This window comes from Psychrobacillus sp. FSL K6-4615, assembly GCF_038008225.1.
Taxonomy (GTDB): domain Bacteria; phylum Bacillota; class Bacilli; order Bacillales_A; family Planococcaceae; genus Psychrobacillus; species Psychrobacillus psychrotolerans.
In genome coordinates this window covers 2,676,723-2,691,401 of sequence record NZ_JBBOYQ010000001.1, presented here as the reverse complement: position 1 = coordinate 2,691,401, position 14,679 = coordinate 2,676,723, and the positions used below count along the sequence as shown (strand labels likewise).

Genomic DNA, 14,679 nt, shown 5'->3' with positions numbered 1-14,679 from the left:
TAGAACTATCATGACTAATTTAACATTTGATGAAAAAGGTTTAATACCTGTTATTGTGCAACACGCGATGACAAGAGAAGTATTAACTCTTGCGTATATGAATGAGGAAGCTTATGCAAAAACGGTAGAAACCGGAGAAGCATGGTTTTTTAGCCGTAGCAGACAGGAACTTTGGCATAAGGGCGAAACTTCGGGAAATACGCAAAAAGTAGTTTCTATTAAGACAGACTGTGACTCGGATGCATTAGTAGTAGAAGTACTGCCAGCGGGACCTGCTTGTCATACTGGAGAAGATACATGCTTCCATAAGACAGTAGAGAAAATGGATGACACGGTAGGCTTTAATGCAATCTCCTCTCTTATTAATGTTATCGAAGAAAGACAGCAGTCCATGCCAGAAGGTGCGTATACAACGTACTTATTTGAAAAGGGTATAGATAAAATTTGTAAAAAAGTGGGGGAAGAGGCATCTGAAGTTATTATTGCTTCCAAAAATAATGATGGAGAAGAACTGAAGTGGGAAGCGGCAGATCTTCTATATCATTTACTAGTTCTTTTACAAAACCAACAAGTCAGTTTCTATGACTTACTGCAAGTATTACAGAAGAGACACGAAGCCAAAGCAGATAAAAAATAAATATATGTGATATACTGAAGAATATACTAATAAGGGACGTTTTTAACGTTCCTTATTATTTTTCGGAGGATTATATTGAATAAAAAAAGTAAAAAAGTACTTAGAGAAAATATCATATCGTTTTTACCTACGGGTGAATACTACTATAAAAAAGCATTAGATGAACTACAAAAAGATCAATATGAAAAAGCACATAAATATTTAAAACGAGCAGCAGAACTTAGTCCTAATGATCCCATGATATTGCTACAATATGCGATATTACAAATGGAGATAGATAATTTTGAACTAGCTCATGAGCTTTTGAGAAGTGCCCATGCTATTGATGGTAATGAGTCTGAAATAGTTTTCTTTTTAGCGGAAGTAAATGCCCATCTCGGGAATTTTGTAGAGGCCAATAAATTTGCTCAGCTGTATTTGGAAATGGATATACAAGGGGAGTATACGGAAGAAGCAATGGAAATTGTTGACTTCACGGAGCAGGAAGATATAGTTTCACTTCAAGTAGATGCTCCATCAGGTGAAGCGTTATTTTTACAAGAAAAATCGAGACGTTTGATGGAACAAGGGAAGTTTGCTGAGGCGGTAGAGCTATTAGAATCTATCGTGGTGGATCATCCAGATTTTTGGGCGGCATTTAATAATTTGGCGCTTGCTTATTTTTATATTGGCGAAGAGGAACAAGCGAAAGCTTTACTACATGATGTCCTACATGAAAATAGAGGTAATATCCACGCGCTATGTAATTTAGCAGTGATTCATTACTATGAAAAAAATGTAGAAGATCTGGAAGAAATCGTAGAGTTATTAGCAAAGATAAACCCTTACTTTGTTGAACATCGCTATAAGTTAGGTGCAACATTTGCGTTAATAGGCAAATATGATCAAGCCTTTAAATGGCTGAGAAGTTTACAGCGAAAAGGTTTTGAAGGGGATCCAGGATTCTATTTCTGGTTGTCTCATTCTGCTTATTTCTCTGGTCATGAAGAGATTGCTAAAAGTGCTTGGAAGTCGTTATTAAAACTAGATCCCGAAAAAGCTGGATTTGAACCTTGGTTACCTCAGAAAAGTGAATCAGATGATGCGGCTTCTAAAATTCAAAAGGAATATATTTTAGAGAAGATCGAGCATAAGCATGTGAGTGAACGTATATATGGGTTTTATTTGTTAGGGAAATCTAAGCATCGTCAAGAAATTATTTCACATCCTAAATGGATTGTAGTAGACAATCTAACAACGATGGAAAAACTATTCCTTGCCAATTCATTGGGGCATGATTTTGATGAAAAATCACCTGCGGAGAAAGCTTTCCTACGCGCTATTGCAGCGACAGATTTATTATATGATAAATATAAGCCGTTGGAACATGAAGACACATTTCTATTTCAAATGTGGTTTGTACTAGTGGAACGTGCACTAGAAAAAGGCTATAGCTTCAAAAATCCAAGTGCATTAGCAGCAGCAACGGAGTATATGTTTGAATCGTCTCGTTCTAAAAATGTAACAAAAAAATATTATGCCGAGCAATATGGTATTACGACCAATACATTGACTAAATATATTAATGAACTAATGCCATTTTTGCCTCTTTTTGATGCGTAGGCAAAATAGTTGAAGCGTATGAAAAAATCCTATAGATTGAGGATAGTAGCAATGTATGTAGGAGGAATAGAAGATGACTGTAGATAAAATTTATGATGTAATAATAATTGGTGCTGGACCAGCAGGAATGACAGCGGCGGTATATACTTCACGCGCAAACCTTTCCACTTTAATGATTGAACGTGGGATTCCAGGTGGACAAATGGCAAACACAGAAGAAGTTGAAAACTACCCTGGATTTGAAATGATCTTAGGACCTGAGCTTTCCACTAAGATGTTTGATCATGCGAAAAAATTTGGTGCGGAATATGCATACGGCGATGTGTCAGAAATTGTTGATGGAGAAGCTTACAAAACAGTTAAGGTAAGTGGAAAAGAATATAAAGCATTAGCAGTCATTATTTCTTCTGGTGCGGAATATAAAAAAATGGGAATTCCAGGCGAAACTGAGCTTGGTGGCCGCGGAGTTAGTTATTGTGCAGTTTGTGATGGAGCTTTCTTTAAACAGAAAAACCTTGTAGTTGTAGGTGGAGGAGACTCTGCTGTTGAAGAAGGTGCGTTCCTAACGAAATTTGCAAACAAAGTAACTATTGTGCATCGTCGTGATACGTTGCGTGCACAAAAAATTCTTCAAGATCGCGCATTTGCAAACGAGAAAATTGATTTTATCTGGAACACCACTTTAAAAGAAATTCATGGCAAAGATGGTAAAGTAGCAAGTGTTACATTAGTGTCTACTGTGGACGGTACGGAAAAAGAATTTGAAACAGACGGTGTATTTGTATACGTAGGGATGCTTCCATTAACAAAACCTTTTGGAAACTTAGGCATTTTAAATGACAATGGGTATATTGTGACTAACGAAAAAATGGAAACAACTGTACCTGGGATATTCGGCGCAGGAGATGTTCGTGAGAAAATGCTTCGTCAAATCGTTACTGCAACAGGCGACGGAAGTATTGCTGCACAAGCTGCGCAACACTATATTGAAAAATTGAAAGACAAAACAATCTCAAACGCTTAATTTAACTTTATTTTAATCTGATTGTAAACGTCTTGAAATATACAAAGTGTATAGTAAAGAATATAAATTGACCCCCCTTTTTATATAGAAACATTTGACGGGCTGTTTCGCGATATTAATCGTGAAGCAGCCTCTTTTTATGAAAATTAATGTATAATATAGTTTATTAACACATGATAGATGTGGAGTGAAGATTTGTGCAAAGAATAGCAAACCTGCTCGTATGTAAAGATGATAAAGTACTACTATTAAAAAAACCAAGAAGAAATTGGTATGTGGCACCAGGCGGTAAGATGGAAATAGGAGAATCTATTCTAGTTTCTGCCGTAAGAGAATTTACAGAAGAAACTAATACTGTTCCAATACAGCCACACTTAAAAGGAATTTACACAATGGTTATCGAAGAAGAAGGTAAGCGTGTAGATGAATGGATGTTATTTACCTTCGTCGCTAGAGATATAGAAGGTATACCTTATGAAGTAACAACCGAGGGTATATTAGAATGGCATTCAGTCGAAAGCTTACACCATCTTCCTATGGCCGAAGGTGATCGAACAAATCTATTATTTGCTGCGCAAGAAAAAGGTATGCAATATGGAACTTTTGTATATACACCTAATTTTGCCTTAATAAAGGAAACAATTCAGCAGTCAACGGAGGGGGAATAAACAATGGATAGTCTTCAAAAGCACGAAACAGAAGTTGTCATTATTACAGGAATGTCAGGTGCTGGAAAGACTGTAGCTATCCAAAGTTTTGAAGACCTTGGCTATTATTGTATTGATAACCTACCACCAGAACTATTAAGTACGTTTATCAAACTTATGATAGAGTCCAACAAACAACCACGGAATATCGCAGTGGTAATGGATTTGCGTGGTGGAGATATGTTCAATTCATTAGCAGATTCTGTTAATGAATTAGAAGAGGCAACAAAGGTGACACCGAAATTACTATTTTTGGATGCCGGAGATGAAGTACTAGTTAGACGATACAAGGAAACACGTCGATCGCATCCACTCGCTAACTCCGGATTACCATTAGAAGGTATTAAAAAAGAACGACAATTACTTTCTGATTTAAAGGGAAGAGCACAATACATTTACAACACTTCTAAGATGAAACCACGGGAACTAAGAGAGAAAATACAAGAAGAGTTTTCCTCCAAAAGTAGTCAAGTGTTCACTGTGAACGTCATGTCTTTTGGATTCAAGCATGGTATTCCGATAGATGCTGACTTAGTGTTTGATGTACGCTTTTTACCTAATCCCTACTATATAGAAGAGCTACGCTTAAAATCTGGGCTTGACGAAGAGGTATCTAGTTACGTATTAAAGTGGATCGATACTAAAACCTTAATCGAAAAGTTAACAGATCTGTTTCAATTCATGATTCCTCAATATAAAAGAGAAGGTAAAACCCAACTAGTTATTGCTTTTGGATGCACCGGAGGGCAACATCGCTCTGTTACACTAGCCGAATACTTTGGAAAGTCATTGAAAGCAGACGACAAAACCCTTGTAACGCACCGCGATGTTGTCATTAGAAAGGATTGAAGGAATGAGATCTACAAAACATCGTAAAAAATTGGTGATACTTGGTGGAGGTACTGGTCTGTCTACGTTACTTCGTGGCTTAAAGAAATTTCCACTGGATATTACAGCAATTGTAACGGTTGCCGATGACGGTGGTAGCTCTGGGCGACTACGTGATGAATATGATATACCGCCTCCAGGGGATGTTCGAAATGTGTTAGCAGCCCTTTCCGATGTGGAGCCTTTAGTAGAAGAAATGTTTCAGTATAGATTTTCTCAATCGGAGGAGTTAAAAGGTCATTCACTAGGCAATTTAATGTTAGCTGCCCTAACCTCTATAACAGGGGATTTTGCGCATGCCATAACGGAAATGAGTCGAGTGCTAAATATTCGTGGAAAAGTTCTACCTGCAGCCAATCAAATAGTAACTTTACATGCATTGTTTGAAGATCAAACAACCGTTGCGGGAGAATCTAAAATCCCTAAGTATGGTAAAAAAATTGAAAAAGTATTTATTACTCCTACGGACGTGAAACCGCTGCCAGAAACGATTAATGTCATTCGTCAGGCAGATGTTATTGTTATTGGTCCAGGAAGTCTATATACTAGTATTTTGCCTAATCTATTAGTGCAAGATATTCAACAAGCAATTAGGGAATCGAACGCAAAGAAAGTGTATATATGTAATTTAATGACACAGGCAGGGGAGACAGGGAATTATTCTGCATATGATCATGTAAATGCCCTGATCGAACATGTCGGAGAGAATTTCTTAGATGCTGTGTTGATAAGTAAGGAAGAAATTCCCGAAAATGTTCAGTATATGTATAAACAAGAGCAAGCATCTCCTGTTAAAATAGATATTGACCAATTAAAAAAGTTGAATATAGATATAGTAAAAAAAGACATTTCAGTCGTTCATGGCGGTGCAGTCCGTCATGATGCAACCGAAGTGGCAAAATGGCTTGTAGAATACGCAGACGGTTTAAAAACTTAACCCGTCCAGGAGAAAGGGGGAAACGGAAATGTCGTTTGCTTCTGAAACAAAAAAAGAGATGACCCAGGAAGAATCAGAACCTTGCTGTGCACGGGCAGAGCTATCAGCGCTTATACGCATGAATGGATCTCTCTCTTTTAGCAACAAAATGTTAAGCTTAGATGTACAAACAGAAAATGCAGCTATTGCTAGAAGACTATATACGTTGATAAAATCGTTATATCCATATCAAGTAGAATTGCTCGTTCGAAAAAAAATGAGGTTGAAAAAGAATAATATTTATATTTGTCGTATTAGAGATGGGGCAAAAAGTCTGCTAGAAGATCTTCAAATTCTAAAAGACGGCTTTCAATTTGAATATTCTATCTCCAAAGATCTTGTCTCAAAAAATTGCTGTAAGCGTGCTTATCTTAGAGGTGCATTTTTAGCAGGAGGATCAGTAAATAATCCGGAAACTTCTTCTTATCATTTAGAAATTTATTCTTCCTATAAAACACATAGTGATGCACTAGTAGATTTGATGAACGGATATGAACTAAATGCGAAAACAATTGAACGAAAAAAAGGGTTTGTCGCCTATTTAAAAGAAGCAGAAAAGATATCTGATTTTTTAAGTATTGCTGGAGCTCATAGAGCATTACTAAAATTTGAAGACGTTCGAATAATTCGAGATATGCGAAATAGTGTTAACCGACTAGTAAATTGCGAAACGGCCAATCTGAATAAAACAATTAGTGCAGCCATTCGCCAAGTGGACAATATACGTTTTATCGAAAATTCTATCGGATTAGATCGGTTACCTGAAAAACTTCGTGAAATAGCTAGGTTACGTGTAGAGTATCAAGATGTTACACTTAAAGAACTAGGTGAGATGGTTTCCTCAGGCGATGTGAGTAAATCAGGTGTTAATCACCGATTGCGAAAAATAGATGAAATAGCAAATGCGCTTCGTAATGGAGAGACAATTTAAGAAATGGGGAGTAGACTATGGCAGAACAGCAGGTGGAAGTAAAATTATCTTCAGGACTTCAAGCAAGGCAGGCTGCACTTTTTGTACAAGAAGCAAATCGTTATATTGCAGATGTCTATTTAGAAAAAGATACTAAAAAAGTGAATGCAAAAAGTATTATGGGAATTATGAGTTTAGCGATCAGCAAAGGAACAAAAGTAGGCTTAAGTGCAGACGGTTCCGATGCAGAGGAAGCAGTAGAAGCTTTAGCTAACTTCATCTCGAGTGAATCATAAAAACGAACGGCCTCATTAGTCATTTAGACGAAAGGGCTATTTTTTTTGAGGAAAATAAGGCATTATAAAACTCAAGAAGTTAGGAAAGTAGTTGCTCCATAGCTATTTAACGGTATCTTAGTGAATAAGATAGGTGGTGACTGTATGAAAAAGAATTTCATCTTAGGATTCTTTTTATGCTTAATCGTTTTAGCAAGTATTCAATTATCCAAAAGTATACTAATAGAAAATGAATTAACGGATGAGTTTTTTAGTAGTAATACTATTTTAAGGATAGAGGAAATAAATAAGACAAATTTTACAGAAACCAATACATCATTAGAAAAGCAACAAGCAATGAAAGAATTACTAAAAGGGCAGAAACTATCAATAATGGAGAAATCGTTTGATCCGCTTAAGGCGGAATATAGGATAGTGTCAACATCAAATCCGAATGACCAAATTTATATATTTGTTGAGGAAAATGTAATTGTATTTCCTCACAAAAGTAGTAGAGGATATAGCATAAAAAATAATCATGAGCTGATAAGAGAAGTTGATTTTTTATTGAAGTGAGGAAATTTCCTTTAAAAAAATCCCAAAGGAATAAATTCCTTTGGGATTTTAGTGGATAGATTATGCTTTTTTCATTTCGCTACGATCGATAATATGATCGATTAAGCCATATTCTTTAGCACGTTCAGCAGTCATGAAATTATCACGATCTGTGTCTTTTGCAATGACTTCGATTGGTTGACCAGTACGTTCAGAAATAATTTTGTTCAACTTATCGCGTAAATGTAAAATGCGTTTTGCAGCAATTTCGATTTCAGTTGCTTGCCCTTGTGCTCCACCAAGTGGTTGGTGAATCATTACTTCTGCGTTAGGAAGCGCATAACGTTTCCCTTTTGTTCCAGCAGTAAGTAGGAATGCTCCCATAGAAGCAGCCATACCGATACAAATTGTTTGTACATCAGGTTTGATGAACTGCATTGTATCATAAATTGCCATACCAGCTGTAATACTTCCGCCTGGGCTATTGATGTAGATAGAGATATCTTTTTCTGGATCTTCTGCTTCTAGGAATAATAATTGTGCAACGATTGAGTTTGAAACGTTGTCATCAATAGCACTTCCAAGCATAATGATACGGTCTTTTAATAATCGAGAGTAGATGTCATATGCACGCTCTCCACGATTAGTTTGTTCAATAACAGTAGGAATTAAATTCATCCTGATTTCCTCCTTCAAAGGTGGGTTAAATTATTTAGTTACTGAGAAAAGTTCCCTCAGTTGTAACTTTATCATACACATAATGGTCAAGGAAGGTCAAATGTTAAGCTTTGAAATGTTTGCTTGAATTATATGCCTTCTATTTGTATAATAGATAAGTCGCTTGCCCTTGTAGTGTAATGGATAACACACAAGCCTCCGAAGCTTGTAATGTGAGTTCGATCCTCGCCGAGGGCATATTATTTTAACATAGTTATACATAAGATATTGCAATCCTCCGTTTATTTTCTATATAAACGGAGGGTTTTTATTAGTTTAAAAACACTGGGTTTGTATTGTTTAGGGTGTTTTTTCGTCCTCTTTATTTCTTCTACCAAAGGAAACTGCATAAGCATCATGTCTAAAATGAAGAATCGAATCTTCGGAAAGGTCTATACCTTCTCCCACTATTGTCGGGTCAAACAATAGACTTTCAGTAGGGAAAACCTTTTTATTAATTGTTAAACTCCCTACTAATATCTTTTGTCTATCAGATGGCCATTTATCGGTAGGGTCATCGGTAGGATCTGTATCTTCCCCTATTCGAATATAGAGCTCAAATCCGACAGAGCCTTTTTCGACTCGCTTCTCTAAGTCCTCGTGTAAATAATTCTTCGATAAATGAATGTTGTCCAAGATAGAAGGGGATTTTTCATCTTTTAAAGGATGCCATTCATATTTTATAGATTGTCTTTTACCTTCAGCATTAACTAAAAAGAATGCATGAATAGGGTAGTAGTTTAAAGCCGCATAGCTAATCGGAGGTTGCTTTAGCTGTTCCTTAAGAGTGAGCAATGTATTCTTATGTTCTGGAAAGGTTGTCAGAAGCTTAGCCACTCCTAAACCTAAATCTACGGAGTGAATACCCGTTTTATGAGAGCCTAAAATTTTCAGCATATCTATAAAGGTTTTAGGGTCTTTTGTGACGAACATTGGAACCGTAGTACACACTTGATGACTATTAGAACCATCTGGCTGATGGAAATGGATAGCCATTCCTTTAGCTGGAGATAAGAAATCTGCTGCAGAGGGGTCTGGTAGACTATTGGAAAAACGAACGGTAGCAGCTACTGGTTCTTGTTGAAGATGGGGTGCCGTCGTATATGGAATCGCATTTCCGTTTGGAATAAAAGTGGCTTCATAAAATTCGCCTTTTGCATGGGCACGTCGATAACCAGGAAATTTACCTTGAAGTTGTTCTAATGTATTAACGGCATTTTGCGGTAGTGAATTACTCATCCAATCACCTCATTTTTTTGAATGAAAAGAAAGATTTCATTTATTAATCATTACCACTGAATAAATTACCTAAACAATGAAGTACTAAAAATATGTAAATATAGTATGAAAATGGTTAGCTAAGCTGATTTATATCTAAAATATGTTTACTTGCGAAACGGAAAAGTCATCCCATCTAGTTACTTCTATATAAGCATAAGATGAAACTTATATATATTTGGTCCGTAAATGATAATAGGTTTTGTATTTTCGAATTAAAGGTACAATAATACTATAATTATTGAAGAGGTGAGCGAGTTGAAAAAATTATTAGTGCCCATTATTATAGTCGTTGTAATTATTGCGATAATCGCAGGGATATTTATGGGAAGTTATAACGGATTTGTAGACAAAGAAGAAAACGTAAATAATGCGTATGCGCAAGTTGAAAACCAACTGCAACGTAGAATGGATTTAATACCGAACTTAGTTAGTACCGTTAAAGGTTTTGCAGCACATGAGGAAGAAGTGCTTGGAAATATCGCAGATGCACGATCAAGATTGGCAGGAGCGGGTTCACCTGAGGAACAAGCTGAGGCAAATGATGAATTATCGGGAGCTTTGAGCCGATTATTAGTTGTTGTGGAGAATTATCCAGAACTTAAGGCTGATGCGAACTTTAGACAATTAATGGATGAACTTTCAGGTACAGAAAACAGACTTTCTGTAGCAAGACAAGATTATAATACAGTTGTTTCGGATTACAATAAAAAAGTAAAACGGATGCCTGGTAGTATTGTAGCGTCTATGTTTGGCTTCGATGAGAAAGAATACTTTAAATCAGCTGAGGGAGCGGAAGAAGCGCCCGTAGTCGATTTTGAAGGAGATGGAGAGTGATGAAGAAAAGTGCATATGCTATCACATTTGCACTTCTCCTTACATTCCTCTTCCCATTATTAACTTTTGCAGAATCTAATTATCCAGAGCCTTTACCAGGTGAATTATATGTGCAAGACTTCTATGACGTTCTAACAGAAGAGCAAGAACAAGAAATTGAAAGGCTTGGACAAAACCTAGAAAATGCTACTGGTTCGCAAATCGTTGTAATGACAGTAGAGTCTTTAGAAGGTCAGGATGTTGCGACATATGCTGTAGATGTAATGCGTGGCTATGGTATAGGGGATGAAGAGAAGGATAATGGTGTACTTTTTATCTTGGAGATGGATCCTAATAAAGTAGAAGGCCGTGATGTATATATTGGGGTCGGCTACGGTTTAGAGGGAGCTTTACCGGATGGTAAGATTGGTAGAATTTTAGATGATTACACCTTTCCTTACTTAGAGAGTGGGGATGTACCTGGTGCTATTCTTTCGACTTATCAGCTATTATATAATCAGGTAGCTACTGAATACGGTTGGGACGGGGAGTTAACAAGTCCCAAAGGTCCTTCTCCTCTTGTAGGCTCTACAGATGGCGGTGGATCCACGATTAGAACAATTATTGTAGGTGTGATTGTCATATATATAATTGTTAGTTTAATGTCTGGAGGCGGAGGTAGTTCCGGTTCTGGTAGAAGACGAGGTATTAGTGGTAGAAGCTTCGGAGGCTTCGGCGGAGGCGGTAGAAGTTCCGGTGGTGGCTTTGGAGGTTTTGGCGGCGGTAGCTCAGGTGGTGGAGGAGCAGGTCGTAAGTGGTAAATATTAAAGTAAGTTTCTTAAATAAGATATAAACTAGAAAAAACCAACAAATTGTTGGTTTTTTTATTCGTTTTCAGCGAATTCCTCTAACATCAGCCTGACTTTTTCATACATCTCAACATGAGATTCTATAGTGATATCGCCAAGGTTTCCAAAGTCAGCACCTGTTGCGAACATTAGCACCCCATCATCGAATATGGTAATTGTATACAACGTATTTCCTTTATCTGCAGCATTTGTTAAGTAAATTTGATAATTATCGATTTGAGGAAGAGCTGCCGACCTCTCCGTACTTTCTTGTTCAGTTGCCGTTTTTATAGGAAGGTCATCAAAGTTTTCCAAAATATTATTTATCTTATTCTTGTCCGAAGTACAACCCGATTCAAATTCTACTTTCTCACCTTGGACATTCTTACGAGTATTAAAGCAAAGCGTATCGAAGGAAATATCAATAAGAGGTGTTCTAACATCCTGATTATCTTCAATATATGCAGGGAATTTTTCAATTTTCTCTTGAAGTTCGATGCCCCCACCATCCCTCACACCATTATAACTCCCTATTTTTCCAGGCTCAGATGTAGAAAAGATAAATTCTTCTTTCAATGTATGGAAAATTTTCTGACCTTCGTTATTAGTTAGGGAGACTTCGATAATGGGACGATAGATATTTGGATGCTCTTTTTCCTGTACTACTTTGACATTTTCTAAATGCACTTCGATGCTATTCTCTATAAGACTATAGTTATATTTGAAAATCAAATTCGACGCAATTGCATTTTTTAACAAGTTCTCAGTAAAATATTCACCATAAATAGTTGAATAATAATCCATTAAATCTGTGTATTTCTTTGATTGTAGAAGTTGGTCGTACTCTTCTTGGTTCTTCGTTTCCGTTACATTTTGGAGGTCCCACCATTCGTCTTGTAAGCGAGCAAGCTCCATATCTGGTCCATTATATTCTCTCTCTAACACCGCTCGTATAATTTTTTCGTTATCGATAGCTTGAGATGATTGCTCTGTTTCGGAGGGGTTTATATAAGTGAAAATTAGAAAAGAAGCGATTGCGATTATAGCCAATGAAATAAAAGCAGGAATAATAGGGCGTTTTCTTTTTGTTTCCACTTTTGCTTTTAATGCTAGCCAGGTATTTCTTTTTGCTTCTTCTGACCGCTCTACATGTTTCATTTCTGCCAACAGCTTATCGAATTCTTTTGATGGATCCATTTGGGTGACCTCCTTCCTGATGAAACTCCTTTTTCAGTGCCTCAAGTGCTCGTGTCATTTTCATCTTTACTTTAGCTTCTGTCCAACCAAGTATATAAGCGGTCTCTTGAATGGAACACTCTTGTATTTTGCGTAAGAGTAAGACTTCTTGGTAGTCTTTTTTTAGGGTATACAGGGAGTTATACATTCTAGCAAGCTGTTCTTTTTTTTCATAACTACATTCGGGCGATAATTCCTTATTTTCTATATCATGTTCTTTCTCGAAGGAGAAAAATTGTACGACCCTTTTCCTTCGAAAATAGTCATAAGTAACATTACGGGCAATTTTTAATAGCCAAGTAGAAGTGGAAGCTTCTTGGTTAAAGGTGCCAAGTCCTTTATATGCTTTATAAAATGTCTCTTGGGTGAGATCTTCCGCACATTCCTTGTGGCGAACAAGAAAGTATATAAAGCTATAAACCTTGTCGCTGTATTCTTTATATAGCTGTTCTATTTCCATCCTCTGACCTCCCTTATAGCTATAGACGAACGGTGAGTTTAAAAGTATCGCTATTATTTTTCCTTTAAACTGTTATGAGCGATTTTATTTATAAAAAAGATTATAATAAAATGAATGAAATGATTATTAAAAGGGATGATATAGATGATTGTACATTTTTACACAAGACCAGGCTGTCATTTATGTGATGATGCTAGGCTTATGTTGAAGTTAGTAAGAGAAGACGTAGCTTTTGACATAAAAGAAGTAAATATTGAAGAAGATGATACACTGCATGAAAAATATATGCTGATGATTCCGGTGATCGAGTTGGAAGATAAAATAATTCAATATGGACAAGTAGATTACGCAACTATATTGGAAGCGTTGCTTAGATAACTTTCTAAGCAATCGCAACAACCAACTTCTGATTCGCAACATAGCGAGGCATAATCGCAACAACCAACTTCTAAATCACCATATAGTAATCCGTAATCGCAACCTATGAACACCCAATCGCAATATAAAGTAGTAGTAGAAGTGCTTGAAAGCAGCTATAAGTATGTTTTGGAAAAAATTCTGGATAAATTTGTGTAGAAATAGGTTTCAAATTCTTGCTATTGGGAATATAGTATTGTAAGCTTAATTTAGAAATTAAATTTTTTTAAGTGCATGGGACAAAAATAGTAACCATGGGACAAAAACGTCACATGTGGTTGGGATGTGAAAAATGGATTCATTATTACAGGCTCAGTTAAAGTTAATGCCTGAGATGAGCATCTTGCTACAAAAAAGATATCAAATACTTCAAACGATTCAATTGTCTCCTGGTTATGGTCGTAGAGTGATCGGTGACATTCTAGGATTGTCTGAACGAGAAACTAGAAAAGAATTGGACTTTTTGCGCAATAAAGGCTTCATAGAAATATCAAGAGATGGCGCTAGTATAACTTCTAGCGGAAATGATTTATTGATAGAGCTGAAAGAAGTTGTTCGAGAATGGTCAGGTAGATTACAACTCGAAAAATCGCTTGCAAGTTATTTAAATATAAAAGAAGTGATAATTGTTCCGGGAAATGTAGATACTAATACAAATACTGCTTTGCTTCAGTCTCAAGAAGCAGCTAAATATTTGGAAAGTATTCTATCGGATGAGTTCATCATTGCTGTTACTGGTGGTACAACGATTGCTTCCATTTCAAATTATGTTCATCAAACGGACAAGTGGAAGCGACTATTATTTATAGCCGCAAGAGGTGGAGTTGGTAAGGATGTTAGGCTCCAAGCCAATACAATTGCTTCCTTATTTGCAAATAAAATGAATGGTTCATACCGAACATTATATATGCCAGATAGCTTGAGTGAGGAAGCATACTCTACGATGAAAAAAGAGCCATTTATAAAAGAAATGGTGGATTTATATGAACGCACGAACATCATTATTCATGGTATTGGGGATGCACTTGAGATGGCCCGCCGAAGAAATTCAAGCTTAGAAGAAATGCAACGCTTGGAAGAAATTGGCGCGGTGAGTGAGGCTTTTGGGTATTACTTTAATAACCAAGGGGAAGCAGTGCACAGAATTCGCACGATTGGCGTTCAACTTAAGCAATTAGAAAATATGGAGCATCTTCTAGCAGTAGCTGGAGGAACTAAAAAAGCAAATGCTCTACTTTCATATTTTAAACAAGCACCAGCTCAAACGGTTTTAGTAACCGATGAAGGTGCAGCACAAGAAATGATGAGAATAGTGGAACAAAACAACTAGGAG

At 36.6% G+C, this 14,679-nt stretch carries 17 protein-coding genes and 1 tRNA gene; 14 read left to right on the top strand and 4 right to left on the bottom strand.

The genetic code is table 11. The features are described 5' to 3' along the window. Nucleotides 1–10: 10 nt before the first annotated feature. From hisIE to MKX53_RS13395, 9 genes are all read left to right on the top strand, one after another. Nucleotides 11–637, top strand: a complete 627-nt coding sequence (gene hisIE / locus MKX53_RS13435) for a bifunctional phosphoribosyl-AMP cyclohydrolase/phosphoribosyl-ATP diphosphatase HisIE (protein ID WP_340911893.1) — start codon at nucleotides 11–13, stop codon at nucleotides 635–637. 75 nt (nucleotides 638–712) lie between these two features. Continuing rightward, complete coding sequence (locus tag MKX53_RS13430; RefSeq protein WP_340911891.1) at nucleotides 713–2,239, top strand: tetratricopeptide repeat protein; 1,527 nt, start codon at nucleotides 713–715, stop codon at nucleotides 2,237–2,239. Between the two features lie 73 nt (nucleotides 2,240–2,312). Continuing rightward, nucleotides 2,313–3,263 (top strand): thioredoxin-disulfide reductase, encoded by a 951-nt coding sequence (gene trxB / locus MKX53_RS13425; protein ID WP_340769894.1) that lies wholly within the window; start codon nucleotides 2,313–2,315, stop codon nucleotides 3,261–3,263. Between the two features lie 197 nt (nucleotides 3,264–3,460). After that, nucleotides 3,461–3,931 carry an NUDIX hydrolase gene (locus tag MKX53_RS13420; protein WP_093537661.1) on the top strand — a complete coding sequence of 157 codons (471 nt, stop codon included), beginning with the start codon at nucleotides 3,461–3,463 and terminating at the stop codon, nucleotides 3,929–3,931. 3 nt (nucleotides 3,932–3,934) lie between these two features. Then, nucleotides 3,935–4,819, top strand: coding sequence for an RNase adapter RapZ (gene rapZ / locus MKX53_RS13415; RefSeq protein WP_093537662.1), 885 nt, complete (start codon nucleotides 3,935–3,937; stop codon nucleotides 4,817–4,819). A gap of 4 nt (nucleotides 4,820–4,823) precedes the next feature. Then, complete coding sequence (locus MKX53_RS13410) at nucleotides 4,824–5,795, top strand: gluconeogenesis factor YvcK family protein (RefSeq protein ID WP_093537663.1); 972 nt, start codon at nucleotides 4,824–4,826, stop codon at nucleotides 5,793–5,795. Nucleotides 5,796–5,823: 28 nt separating this feature from the next. Beyond that, nucleotides 5,824–6,765: a DNA-binding protein WhiA gene (whiA, locus tag MKX53_RS13405; RefSeq protein ID WP_093537664.1), complete on the top strand. Its 942-nt coding sequence runs from the start codon at nucleotides 5,824–5,826 to the stop codon at nucleotides 6,763–6,765. Between the two features lie 17 nt (nucleotides 6,766–6,782). Next, nucleotides 6,783–7,040, top strand: coding sequence for an HPr family phosphocarrier protein (locus tag MKX53_RS13400; RefSeq protein ID WP_093537665.1), 258 nt, complete (start codon nucleotides 6,783–6,785; stop codon nucleotides 7,038–7,040). Nucleotides 7,041–7,184: 144 nt separating this feature from the next. Continuing rightward, the gene (locus MKX53_RS13395) at nucleotides 7,185–7,595 is read left to right on the top strand and encodes a hypothetical protein (RefSeq protein WP_340911889.1); all 411 of its coding nucleotides are present in this window, start codon (nucleotides 7,185–7,187) and stop codon (nucleotides 7,593–7,595) included. A 60-nt stretch (nucleotides 7,596–7,655) separates the two neighbouring features. On the opposite strand, the gene clpP is transcribed toward MKX53_RS13395, so the two are convergent. Beyond that, nucleotides 7,656–8,252 (bottom strand): ATP-dependent Clp endopeptidase proteolytic subunit ClpP, encoded by a 597-nt coding sequence (gene clpP / locus MKX53_RS13390; protein WP_093537667.1) that lies wholly within the window; start codon nucleotides 8,250–8,252, stop codon nucleotides 7,656–7,658. Nucleotides 8,253–8,417: 165 nt separating this feature from the next. Here clpP and MKX53_RS13385 point away from each other — a divergent pair. Next, nucleotides 8,418–8,489 (top strand) — tRNA-Arg (locus MKX53_RS13385). A gap of 102 nt (nucleotides 8,490–8,591) precedes the next feature. Here the strand turns inward: MKX53_RS13385 and MKX53_RS13380 are convergent. Further along, complete coding sequence (locus MKX53_RS13380; protein ID WP_340911887.1) at nucleotides 8,592–9,530, bottom strand: catalase; 939 nt, start codon at nucleotides 9,528–9,530, stop codon at nucleotides 8,592–8,594. Between the two features lie 297 nt (nucleotides 9,531–9,827). Here MKX53_RS13380 and MKX53_RS13375 point away from each other — a divergent pair, with 297 nt between their 5' ends. Both MKX53_RS13375 and MKX53_RS13370 read left to right on the top strand, forming a co-directional pair. Next, nucleotides 9,828–10,406: a LemA family protein gene (locus MKX53_RS13375; protein ID WP_093537669.1), complete on the top strand. Its 579-nt coding sequence runs from the start codon at nucleotides 9,828–9,830 to the stop codon at nucleotides 10,404–10,406. Further along, the gene (locus MKX53_RS13370) at nucleotides 10,406–11,206 is read left to right on the top strand and encodes a TPM domain-containing protein (protein ID WP_340911885.1); all 801 of its coding nucleotides are present in this window, start codon (nucleotides 10,406–10,408) and stop codon (nucleotides 11,204–11,206) included. The genes MKX53_RS13375 and MKX53_RS13370 overlap by 1 nt, the downstream gene beginning before the upstream one ends. Nucleotides 11,207–11,269: 63 nt before the next feature. Here the strand turns inward: MKX53_RS13370 and MKX53_RS13365 are convergent, their stop codons facing one another. Next, a complete protein-coding gene (locus MKX53_RS13365; RefSeq protein WP_340911882.1) occupies nucleotides 11,270–12,430 on the bottom strand; it encodes a hypothetical protein in 1,161 nt (386 codons plus the stop codon). Beyond that, nucleotides 12,405–12,929, bottom strand: a complete 525-nt coding sequence (locus MKX53_RS13360) for an RNA polymerase sigma factor (protein WP_093537672.1) — start codon at nucleotides 12,927–12,929, stop codon at nucleotides 12,405–12,407. The genes MKX53_RS13365 and MKX53_RS13360 overlap by 26 nt, the downstream gene beginning before the upstream one ends. A 144-nt stretch (nucleotides 12,930–13,073) precedes the next feature. On the opposite strand from MKX53_RS13360, the gene MKX53_RS13355 reads away from it, so the two are divergent. Further along, nucleotides 13,074–13,307: a glutaredoxin family protein gene (locus MKX53_RS13355; RefSeq protein ID WP_340763193.1), complete on the top strand. Its 234-nt coding sequence runs from the start codon at nucleotides 13,074–13,076 to the stop codon at nucleotides 13,305–13,307. 331 nt (nucleotides 13,308–13,638) lie between these two features. Next, nucleotides 13,639–14,676, top strand: coding sequence for a sugar-binding transcriptional regulator (locus tag MKX53_RS13350; protein WP_340911880.1), 1,038 nt, complete (start codon nucleotides 13,639–13,641; stop codon nucleotides 14,674–14,676). The last annotated feature ends 3 nt before the right edge of the window (nucleotides 14,677–14,679 follow it).

What these genes read in the sequence shown, in the direction of transcription:
- hisIE (WP_340911893.1), top strand. Translation starts at nt 11, where the DNA reads ATGACTAATTTAACATTTGATGAAAAAGGTTTAATACCTGTTATTGTG.
- trxB (WP_340769894.1), top strand. Translation starts at nt 2,313, where the DNA reads ATGACTGTAGATAAAATTTATGATGTAATAATAATTGGTGCTGGACCA.
- rapZ (WP_093537662.1), top strand. Translation starts at nt 3,935, where the DNA reads ATGGATAGTCTTCAAAAGCACGAAACAGAAGTTGTCATTATTACAGGA.
- MKX53_RS13410 (WP_093537663.1), top strand. Translation starts at nt 4,824, where the DNA reads ATGAGATCTACAAAACATCGTAAAAAATTGGTGATACTTGGTGGAGGT.
- whiA (WP_093537664.1), top strand. Translation starts at nt 5,824, where the DNA reads ATGTCGTTTGCTTCTGAAACAAAAAAAGAGATGACCCAGGAAGAATCA.
- MKX53_RS13400 (WP_093537665.1), top strand. Translation starts at nt 6,783, where the DNA reads ATGGCAGAACAGCAGGTGGAAGTAAAATTATCTTCAGGACTTCAAGCA.
- MKX53_RS13395 (WP_340911889.1), top strand. Translation starts at nt 7,185, where the DNA reads ATGAAAAAGAATTTCATCTTAGGATTCTTTTTATGCTTAATCGTTTTA.
- clpP (WP_093537667.1), bottom strand. Translation starts at nt 8,252, where the DNA reads ATGAATTTAATTCCTACTGTTATTGAACAAACTAATCGTGGAGAGCGT.
- MKX53_RS13380 (WP_340911887.1), bottom strand. Translation starts at nt 9,530, where the DNA reads ATGAGTAATTCACTACCGCAAAATGCCGTTAATACATTAGAACAACTT.
- MKX53_RS13370 (WP_340911885.1), top strand. Translation starts at nt 10,406, where the DNA reads ATGAAGAAAAGTGCATATGCTATCACATTTGCACTTCTCCTTACATTC.
- MKX53_RS13365 (WP_340911882.1), bottom strand. Translation starts at nt 12,430, where the DNA reads ATGGATCCATCAAAAGAATTCGATAAGCTGTTGGCAGAAATGAAACAT.
- MKX53_RS13360 (WP_093537672.1), bottom strand. Translation starts at nt 12,929, where the DNA reads ATGGAAATAGAACAGCTATATAAAGAATACAGCGACAAGGTTTATAGC.
- MKX53_RS13355 (WP_340763193.1), top strand. Translation starts at nt 13,074, where the DNA reads ATGATTGTACATTTTTACACAAGACCAGGCTGTCATTTATGTGATGAT.
- MKX53_RS13350 (WP_340911880.1), top strand. Translation starts at nt 13,639, where the DNA reads ATGGATTCATTATTACAGGCTCAGTTAAAGTTAATGCCTGAGATGAGC.